General features: G+C 61.2%; 7 protein-coding genes and 1 pseudogene. All 8 read left to right on the top strand.

Annotated features, from left to right (window positions below; all coding sequences use genetic code 11):
• The first annotated feature begins 10 nt into the window (after window positions 1-10).
• Window positions 11-283: a TrbC/VirB2 family type IV secretion system protein gene (locus CK489_RS13975; RefSeq protein WP_244486413.1), complete on the top strand. Its 273-nt coding sequence runs from the start codon at window positions 11-13 to the stop codon at window positions 281-283.
• The gene (locus CK489_RS13980; RefSeq protein WP_050401241.1) at window positions 283-546 is read left to right on the top strand and encodes a VirB3 family type IV secretion system protein; all 264 of its coding nucleotides are present in this window, start codon (window positions 283-285) and stop codon (window positions 544-546) included. The genes CK489_RS13975 and CK489_RS13980 overlap by 1 nt, the downstream gene beginning before the upstream one ends.
• 10 nt (window positions 547-556) lie before the next feature.
• A complete protein-coding gene (trbE, locus tag CK489_RS13985; protein WP_050401242.1) occupies window positions 557-2,998 on the top strand; it encodes a conjugal transfer protein TrbE in 2,442 nt (813 codons plus the stop codon).
• On the top strand, window positions 2,995-3,723 hold the full coding sequence (gene trbJ / locus CK489_RS13990) for a P-type conjugative transfer protein TrbJ (protein ID WP_050401243.1): 729 nt from the start codon (window positions 2,995-2,997) through the stop codon (window positions 3,721-3,723). Before trbE ends, trbJ begins: the two co-directional genes overlap by 4 nt.
• Complete coding sequence (gene trbK-alt / locus CK489_RS13995; protein ID WP_095732676.1) at window positions 3,723-4,091, top strand: putative entry exclusion protein TrbK-alt; 369 nt, start codon at window positions 3,723-3,725, stop codon at window positions 4,089-4,091. Before trbJ ends, trbK-alt begins: the two co-directional genes overlap by 1 nt.
• On the top strand, window positions 4,088-5,317 hold the full coding sequence (gene trbL, locus CK489_RS14000; RefSeq protein WP_095732677.1) for a P-type conjugative transfer protein TrbL: 1,230 nt from the start codon (window positions 4,088-4,090) through the stop codon (window positions 5,315-5,317). The genes trbK-alt and trbL overlap by 4 nt, the downstream gene beginning before the upstream one ends.
• Before the next feature lie 93 nt (window positions 5,318-5,410).
• Window positions 5,411-6,094 carry a conjugal transfer protein TrbF gene (trbF, locus tag CK489_RS14005; protein WP_050401245.1) on the top strand — a complete coding sequence of 228 codons (684 nt, stop codon included), beginning with the start codon at window positions 5,411-5,413 and terminating at the stop codon, window positions 6,092-6,094.
• Window positions 6,091-6,416, top strand: a pseudogene (locus CK489_RS14010) (P-type conjugative transfer protein TrbG); the annotation flags it as partial. The gene trbF and the pseudogene CK489_RS14010, both read left to right, overlap by 4 nt.

Genomic DNA, 6,416 nt, shown 5'->3' on the forward strand with positions numbered 1-6,416 from the left:
CGCGTCCGGGATGGTTCTTTTGGCGTCAGCACCGGCGTGGGCTGCCGGCTCGAATATGCCGTGGGAGCAGCCACTCAATCAGATATTGCAGTCGGTGGAGGGGCCTGTCGCCAAGATCATCGCCGTCATCATCATCGTCGTGACCGGGCTCACGCTCGCGTTCGGCGACTCGTCGGGTGGTTTCCGCAGGCTGATCCAGATCGTGTTCGGCCTGTCGATCGCATTTGCCGCCTCGAGCTTCTTCCTGTCGTTCTTCTCCTTCGGCGGCGGCGTGGTGATCTGATGGATGAACCTGTCACAGGCTTTGTCGTGCCCGTTCACCGCGCGCTCACCGAGCCGATCCTGATGGGCGGCGCGCCGCGATCGGTTGCGATTGTCAACGGCACGCTTGCGGCAGCTCTTGGATTGGGATTGCGGCTCTGGATCGCGGGTCTTGCTCTCTGGTTCATCGGCCACATGGCCGCCGTCTGGGCCGCCAAACGCGATCCCGCCTTTGTCGATGTGGTGCGCCGACATCTGCGCATTCCAGGCCATCTCAACACCTGAGTTCTCGGTCATGATGAACTTTGCCGAATATCGTCATTCAAACGCGCGTCTCGCCGACTTCCTGCCCTGGGCAGCCCTCGTCGACGAGGGAATCATCCTGAACAAAGACGGCTCGTTCCAACGGACAGCAAAGTTCCGGGGGCCTGACCTCGACAGCGCGGTGCCGGCCGAACTTGTCGGCGTCGCGGGTCGCCTGAATAGCGCCCTGCGCCGTCTGGGATCTGGTTGGGCGGTCTTCGTTGAAGCGCAACGCCATTTTGCGGGTGCTTACCCGCCGAACACCTTTCCGGACGTTGCGTCTGCGTTGGTCGACGCCGAGCGCAGAGCTCAGTTCGAAGAGGCGGGCGCCCACTATGAGTCCAGCTATTTCCTGACCGTCCTCTACCTGCCCCCGGAAGAGGGCGCTGCCCGGGCAGAGCGACTCCTCTATGAGGGCCGGAATCGGACCGTCGGAGCAGACGCGCGCGAGGTGCTCCGCAGGTTTGTCGATCAAACCAACCGCGTGCTGCAGCTATTTGAAGGATTTATGCCGGAATGCGCCTGGCTCGATGATCAGGACACGTTAACCTACCTGCACTCGACGATCTCGACCAAGCGTCACCGCGTTCGCGTGCCCGAAATTCCGATATACATCGATGCGCTGTTGGCCGACCAGCCGCTGACCGGTGGGCTAGAGCCGATGTTGGGCTCAGCCAACATTCGGGTCCTCACGATTGTCGGCTTTCCGGGCGCCACGACCCCGGGAATCCTGGACGACCTGAATCGCCTGCCCTTCTCGTATCGTTGGTCGACCCGCGCGATCATGCTCGACAAGACCGACGCCACCAGCCTGCTGACCAAGATTCGGCGGCAGTGGTTCGCCAAGCGAAAGTCCATCGGCGCCATCCTCAAGGAGGTCATGACCAACGAGGCGTCGACGCTGCTCGATACCGACGCGCACAACAAGGCGCTTGATGCCGACGCGGCGTTGCAGGAACTGGGGTCGGATCAGATCGGACAAGCCTTTGTCACGGCAACCATCACCGTGTGGGACCGCGATCCGAATGCGGCCAACGAGAAGTTACGGCTGGTTGAGAAGGTCATTCAGGGGCGGGATTTCACCTGCATGGTCGAGACGGTGAACGCCGTCGAAGCCTGGCTCGGCAGTCTGCCGGGACACGTCTACGCCAATGTGCGGCAGCCACCGATTTCGACTCTCAACCTCGCCCATATGATTCCGATGTCGGCCGTGTGGGCCGGTGAGGCGAGGGATCTGCACTTTAAGGGTCCGCCTCTGTTGTTCGGCAAGACGGAGGGATCAACGCCGTTCCGCTACTCCCTCCACGTCGGCGACGTCGGTCATACCCTCGTGGTGGGCCCGACCGGTGCCGGCAAATCCGTGTTGCTAGCTCTGATGGCGTTGCAATTCCGCCGATATCCGAATTCTCAGGTCTTTGCGTTCGATTTCGGCGGCTCAATTCGGGCGGCCGCGCTCGCCATGGGCGGTGACTGGCATGATTTGGGCGGCGCCTTGTCTGACGGAGACGAAAACCCCGTCGCGCTGCAACCGTTGGCCTGGATAGATGATCCTTCCGAGCGCGGATGGGCCACCGAATGGATCGGCGCGATCCTGGTACGGGAGAAGGTCGAGGTCACCCCGGAGGTCAAGGATCATCTGTGGTCGGCGCTGACGTCTCTCGCCTCGGCACCGAGGGAAGAGCGCACCCTCACGGGTCTGTCAGTCCTGCTGCAATCGAACTCCCTAAAGCGCGCCTTACAACGTTATTGCCTCGGCGGCCCGTCCGGACGCTTGCTCGATGCCGAATTCGAGCGTCTTGGCGAGGCGTCCGTCCAGGCGTTTGAGACCGAAGGTTTGATCGGAACGAGTGCTGCGCCCGCCGTGCTGGCGTATCTCTTCCATCGTATTGGTGATCATCTCGATGGCCGGCCGACGCTCTTGATTGTCGATGAGGGTTGGCTCGCCCTAGACGATGAGGATTTCGCGGGGCAGCTCCGGGAATGGCTGAAGACGCTTCGGAAGAAGAACGCGTCCGTCATCTTCGCCACACAGTCGCTTTCGGACATTGATGGCTCCGCGATTGCGCCGGCTATCATCGAAAGCTGCCCAACGCGATTGTTGCTGCCGAACGAACGGGCGATCGAACCGCAGATCACTGCCATCTACCGTCGCTTCGGCCTCAATGACCGCCAGATCGAGCTTCTGAGCCGGGCAACGCCAAAGCGCGACTACTATTGCCAGTCTCGTCGCGGTAACCGGATGTTCGAACTTGGCCTTGGTGAGGTTGCGCTCGCATTCACCGCAGCCTCTTCCAGGACAGACCAGGCTGCCATCTCGCAACTCACCGCCGAACATGGACCCGACGGCTTCGTGCCTGCCTGGCTCCAGCACCGCGGTGTCGCCTGGGCGACAGATCTGATCCCCAATCTCGTCAATCTGGAGAAATCGCTATGAGACCTCTTGGCCTATTGGGGACCACGGCCGCCTTCGCGTTGCTGCTTGGCGTTACGCTGCCCGCACGGGCGCTGATCGTCTTTGATCCAACCAACTACGTCCAGAATGTTCTGACGGCCGCGCGGGAGCTCCAGCAGATAAATAATCAGATCACCTCGTTGCAGAACGAGGCGCAGATGCTGATCAATCAGGCAAGGAATCTGGCAAACTTGCCGTATTCGTCGCTGCAGCAATTGCAATCATCGATCCAGCGCACCCAGCAATTACTGGCCCAAGCCCAGCGCATCGCCTACGACGTGCAGCAGATCGATCATGCCTTCTCGACAAGCTACGCGCCAGCGACCAGCAGCCAGTCGAACCAGTTGCTGATCTCCAACGCTCAATCGCGATGGCAGAATTCCTATGCTGCGACGCAAGACGCGCTTCGCGTCCAGGCCGGCATTGTTGGCAACCTCGACACCAATCGAATCCAGACGTCAGCGCTCGTAACGTCAAGCCAGAGCGCCAGTGGCGCCCTGCAGGCGACTCAGGCCGGCAACCAGATCCTCGCGCTACAAGCCCAACAACTTGCCGATCTCACGGCTGCGGCGGCGGCGCAGGGCAGGGCGCAGAGCCTCGAAGCGGCTCAGCGCGCCTCAGCCCAAGATCAAGGACGAGAACAGCTTCGGCGGTTCCTGACACCGGGGCAGGGCTATCAATCCTCCAACGTGCAGATGTTTCACTGATGACCGACGTAAAGGCATTCAAGGCGTTGTCTCTGCTTACGACAATCGGTCTGGTGGCCGTCGCGGCCTGCACGATTCAGCTGCGTGGCGGGGACGATTCTCCGCCGGCACCGAAGGCGGAGCAGACGACCGATGCAACCGCCTCCGATCTCGCACGCTGCCGCGGTGTCACTCCGGAGGAAACAGCGGGCTATCGGCATTGTAAGCGCGTCTGGGACGAAAATCGGCGTCGTTTCTTTGGCAAGAAGGACAGCGCTGCAGCTTCCGGCCACAATGGCTCAACCAGTTCGATAGCTGTCTCAAAGGATCAAAGCCGGATCCCTCAGGGATATTCGAACTTGGCGACACCTGAGGCGAACAAGCCATGACTGGTACGGGGATCATTGACCAGTTCCTGGAAACGTTCACGCGCTATATCGACAACGGTTTTGGGCTGCTCGGCAGCGATGTCGGATATCTCGCAACAACCCTTGCTGCGATCGACATCACGCTCGCTGCGTTGTTCTGGAGTTGGGGACCGGACGAAGACATCATCGCGCGCCTCGTCAAGAAGACGCTCTTCGTGGGGGTCTTCGCCTACCTCATCGGAAACTGGAACAGCTTGGCGCGCATCGTCTTCGAGAGCTTTGCCGGTCTTGGACTGAAAGCATCGGGCGCAAGCCTGTCTGCATCGGATTTCCTGCGGCCGGGAAAGATCGCCCAAGTTGGACTCGACGCCGGGCGGCCGCTACTGGAGTCGATCTCCAGCTTGATGGGCTACATCAGCTTTTTCGAGAATTTCGTTCAGATCGTCGTTCTCCTGTTCGCCTGGGTCGTGGTGTTGCTCGCCTTCTTCATCCTGGCGATCCAGCTCTTCGTCACCCTGATCGAGTTCAAGCTCACCACGCTAGCCGGCTTTGTGCTCATTCCATTTGGCCTGTTCGGCAAGACCGCCTTTGCCGCGGAACGGGTTTTGGGCAACGTCATATCATCAGGGATCAAGGTCCTGGTCCTGGCTGTCATCGTCGGCATTGGATCGACCCTGTTCTCGCAGTTCACCGCTGGCTTTGGTGGCAATCAGCCAACTATCGAAGACGCGATGACACTGGTGCTCGCGGCGCTCTCCTTGCTGGGGCTTGGTATCTTCGGTCCGGGTATCGCAAACGGCCTGGTGTCGGGCGGACCTCAGCTCGGCGCGGGCGCCGCGATTGGAACAGGCCTTGCTGCCGGCGGCATTGTTGCGGCAGGCGCAGGTGTTGTTGCCGGTGGCGCTGGCCTCGCTGGTGGGGCGATTGCAGGCGCCGCGCGCGGTGGCGGCGCTGTCATAAGCGGAGTATCAGCCGCCTATCGCAGCGGCGGCCTTGCCGGCGTAGCGGAGGCTGGCACTTCGGCTGCCATGAGTCCGTTACGTCGTGCGGCGGCTGCGCTCGGCGGAAGTGGGGAAGCCGGCGCACAGGCCGCGAGCACCTCGGCCGAAGGTCAGCCCGATTGGGCGCGGCGCATGAAGCGTGCCGAGACTATTCGGCACGGCGCATCGGCAGCCGGCCACGCGGTTCGCTCAGGCGATCACGGCGGCAGCGGCTCCTCCGTCGATTTGTCTGAAGGAGAGCGCTGAGACGCACCACTGCACCCCCAACGCAGAGCAGCGCCTCAAATTCTTCCCTCGCACGACTTGAAACCGATCACTTGATCGCAGGGGCAAACATCGATGTTCAAACGACCATCAGTTCACTACGGGCGCATGCCCGAACCGATCACGCCTTATCAAAAGGCAGCCCAAGTTTGGGACGAACGCATTGGATCTGCCCGCGTGCAGGCCAAGAACTGGCGCTTGATGGCGTTCGGCTGCTTGACGTTATCAGCCGGTCTCGCAGGTAGCCTTGTTTGGCAATCGGGCCAAGGCTCGATCACGCCCTGGGTGGTCGAAGTCGATCAACTCGGCCAGACACAAAGGGTTGCGCCGGCCAACATCGACTATCAACCCAACGACGCTCAGATCGCTTACCATCTGGCGCGCTTTATCGAAGATGTTAGAGGTCTGCCCGCCGACGGCATCGTTCTGCGCCAAAACTGGCTCCGGGCCTATGATTTTACGACGGATCGTGGCGCCGCTGCGCTGAACGACTATGCGCGCAACAATGACCCCTTTGCCAAGCTGGGTAAGGCGCAAATTTCTGTCGACGTCTCGAGCGTCATTCGTGCGTCGTCGGAAAGCTTCCGGGTCGCATGGACTCAGCGCACCTACGACAACGGATCGTTGAGCTCGACGGAGCGTTGGACCGCGATTCTTACGATCGTGATCGAAACGCCGCGCGATGCCGAACGCCTGCGCAAGAATCCCCTTGGCGTCTACGTCCGCGCCATCAACTGGTCAAAGGAGTTGAGTCAGTGACCAAGACGCCGTCTGACGTTCATTCGAAGCGTTTCCTCCCGCACAGCAAGCTCAATGTGCCTCGGCCCGAGTTTGTGACCTCAAAGCGAGCGCTCCTGTCGGCGCTCTTGCTTTGTTTGTCGGCGCTCGGCGGGTGCGCGACCTACGTGCCGCCAAAGATCAGCTATGACGCGGAGGTCCCGCCGCTGCCGGTTGCTCCAGTGGCACTGGACGACAGCTCGCGGCCGCTTCACGTTCCACCGCTCTGGAAGCCAACTCTCGGCGGCAAATCGGCCGAGAAGGAAAAGCCCGAACCCGTGAGCCGGGTTGAGACGGCAAACAG

The sequence above is a fragment of the Bradyrhizobium sp. UFLA03-84 genome, assembly GCF_002289535.1.
Taxonomy (GTDB): domain Bacteria; phylum Pseudomonadota; class Alphaproteobacteria; order Rhizobiales; family Xanthobacteraceae; genus Bradyrhizobium; species Bradyrhizobium viridifuturi.